This window comes from Alienimonas chondri (genome assembly GCF_013036045.1).
Taxonomy (GTDB): domain Bacteria; phylum Planctomycetota; class Planctomycetia; order Planctomycetales; family Planctomycetaceae; genus Alienimonas; species Alienimonas chondri.
Genome location: NZ_WTPX01000293.1, coordinates 1 through 2,502 on the forward strand (window position 1 = coordinate 1; position 2,502 = coordinate 2,502).

Annotated in this window: 3 protein-coding genes; all 3 read right to left on the reverse strand. The window is 72.3% G+C overall.

Going from position 1 to position 2,502, the window contains the following annotated elements:
* Positions 1-331: 331 nt before the first annotated feature.
* Complete coding sequence (locus LzC2_RS21105; RefSeq protein WP_171189996.1) at positions 332-724, reverse strand: hypothetical protein; 393 nt, start codon at positions 722-724, stop codon at positions 332-334.
* A gap of 227 nt (positions 725-951) precedes the next feature.
* Positions 952-1,581 (reverse strand): methionine biosynthesis protein MetW, encoded by a 630-nt coding sequence (gene metW, locus LzC2_RS21110; RefSeq protein WP_171189997.1) that lies wholly within the window; start codon positions 1,579-1,581, stop codon positions 952-954.
* Between the two features lie 50 nt (positions 1,582-1,631).
* Positions 1,632-2,502, reverse strand: an 871-nt coding sequence (locus LzC2_RS21115; protein WP_171189998.1) for an APC family permease, incomplete at its 5' end; no start/stop codon positions are given.

Here is a 2,502-nt window from a genome sequence, read left to right on the forward strand (position 1 = left end):
GCATCGCGTCGCCGTCGCCCCGGACGGCGCCGCGATGCTGACCGGCGGCGAAGACGGCCGCGTCCTGCAATGGACCGCTTCTCCCACCCCGCCAAGTCGCGTCGCCGCCGGGCGGTGAGGCAGGTTTTTTTCCTCCCCTCTCCCCCTTTTTGGGGGAGAGGGGTCGGGGGTGAGGGGGCTGGAACCGACCGATCGCCCTTCACGTCGCCGCCGCTCTTCACTGGTCGGGCGTCAGACGTCCGGGGAACGACCGCGTGCGAAAGCTCGCCCACCCTCACCCCCGGCCCCTCTCCCTGAGGGAGAGGGGAGAACGGTTCTCGCAATCGAACCGTCACGGCCGGGCGCGGCGTTCCAGTGCGTTCAGCCGGGCGTCGGCGGCGGGGTGGCCGTGGAGCGTGTGGTCGCGGACCTCGTCGGCCAACGCGTGCACCTCGCCGCGGACGGCATCGACGGCGGTGCCGGAGCGGGCGGCTTCGGCCTTCAACGGGTCCAGGGCCAGCGTCCCCAGCCCGGCCAGCACGGTCGCGGCGAGTCCCCCCGCCGTCAGCACCGCCGGCCAGTCGGTGCGCCCCATCCGACGCACCTCCCCGCCCAGCGTGCGCACCTCCGCCCCCAAGCCCCGCACCTCGCTCCGCAACGCCGCGACCTCCGCGACCAACCGCGGCGGCGCCGGCGCGGGCGGGCGGACAGGTGAGCGACGGGCAGGCGACGGCGGAGCGGACATGGCGGCGGGATCGGGAGTGTGTTCAGGCGAACAGATATGCTCCGATATCGTCCCGCGCCGCGGCGGCGCCTCAAGATCGATTCGCCCCTTCCGCAGAGGATCAAACGAAATGTTTGAGATCAGACCGCGAGGCGATTTTGCGGTCGATCGAACGGGGACGATTCAATTGTCTCCCCTCGCCCCCAGTTGGGGAACGCCGGGGGGAGAGGGGAGGACGGACGGTCTCGTCACTCGGCTTGTCCGCGTTCCAGGACGAACAGCACGCTGTCGGCGCGGAGGTTCGGCCAGACGAGGCGGTCGGCGGCGCGGCCGGCGCGGATCGGTTGTTCGGCGGCGATCCGCACGCCGAGGTCCGCGGCGAGATCCCGCATGTCCCGCAGCGTCATCACGTGCAGGTTCGGCGTGTCGTACCAGGCGTGCGGCAGGGCGTTCGTCACCGGCGCCCGGCCGCCGAACAGCAGCTGCGCCCGCACCCGCCAATGACCGAAGTTCGGCACCACCACCACCGCCCGCGGGGCGACCCGCAACATCTCCCGCAGCACCACGTGCGGCTGCTTGACCTGCTGGAGCGTCTGCGAGAGCACCGCCACGTCGAACCCGCCGTCCGGCAGGTCGGGCAGGCCTTCGTCCAGGTCGAACCGCAGCACCGGCACGCCGCGGCGGAGGGCGTCGACGAAGGCGTCCTCGTTCACCTCCACGCCGGTGACCCGGCAGCCGGCGTCGTCGCGCAGCTTCGCCAGCAACCGACCGTCCTCGCAGCCGAGATCCAGCACCCGACTGCCGGGCGCGATCTGCTGCGAGATCAGCCGGTCCGTCAGCGCCGCGGCGGGATCGGGCGGGGCGAACCGACGACGCATGTGGGGTGGAAGGGGGAAGGAGGAAGGGGGAAGGAGGCGAGCGGCGGGCGTTAGCCCGCTGAGCGTTCGCAGGCGTTCGATGACACAGGGGGCTGACGCCCCCCGCTCGCCTTCTTGCGAGCTATCATCCCCTTCCACCCGACCCCCGCCAACAGCCAACCGCCGACGATCGCCGCGGCCGTCGGGGTGACGAACCACGCCAGCGACGCGCACCCCGCCAGCCCGACCCACGCGATCGCCCGCGGGTAGCGTCGGTGTTCGGCAGGCAGGCGGAGCGCCGCGGCGTTCGTCAGGCCGTAATACAGCAGCACGGCACAGGCGGAGACGCTCCACGCGAGCTTCACGCTGCCGAACGCGGCCACGAACGCCACGCACAGGCCCACCACCCACACGGCCCGTCGGGGCGAGTTCCCCTCGACCGCCGCGAACCACTCCGGCATCTCCCCCCGCCGGGCCATCGCCAATACCACCCGCGACAGCCCGAGAAGGAGGTTGAGCAGCGACCCGCCGAGGGCGGCGACGGCACCGGCGGTGAGGAGGACCGGCGCCCCCGTCGGCCGGAGCATTCGCGCCGACAGCGCGGCCAGCGGGTTCTGCGATCGGAGCAACTCGGGCGGGAAGTGCCGGGCAGTCAGGCTGACGGCGGCCGCGACGGCCAGATAGAGCGCCGCGGTGATCGCCAGAGTGATCAGAACCGCCCGCGGAATGTTGCGGGCGGGGTCGGTCACCTCCTCCCCCAGCGTCGCCAGACGTCCGTATCCGGCGAAGGCGACGAACATCAGCGCCGTCGCGTTCGCGATCGCGGCCGGGCCGACCTCCGGGGCGTCCCAGAGCAGTCTTTGTTCGCTTTTGTAGAAGCCGCTCGTGGCGGCCAGCAGGAACGCCGCCAGCCCCAGCATCGCCGTCGTCACCAGCGCCGCG

Bases quoted from the DNA above. Each gene is read 5' to 3' on its own strand.
- LzC2_RS21105 (WP_171189996.1), bottom strand. From the start codon at position 724: ATGTCCGCTCCGCCGTCGCCTGCCCGTCGCTCACCTGTCCGCCCGCCC.
- metW (WP_171189997.1), bottom strand. From the start codon at position 1,581: ATGCGTCGTCGGTTCGCCCCGCCCGATCCCGCCGCGGCGCTGACGGAC.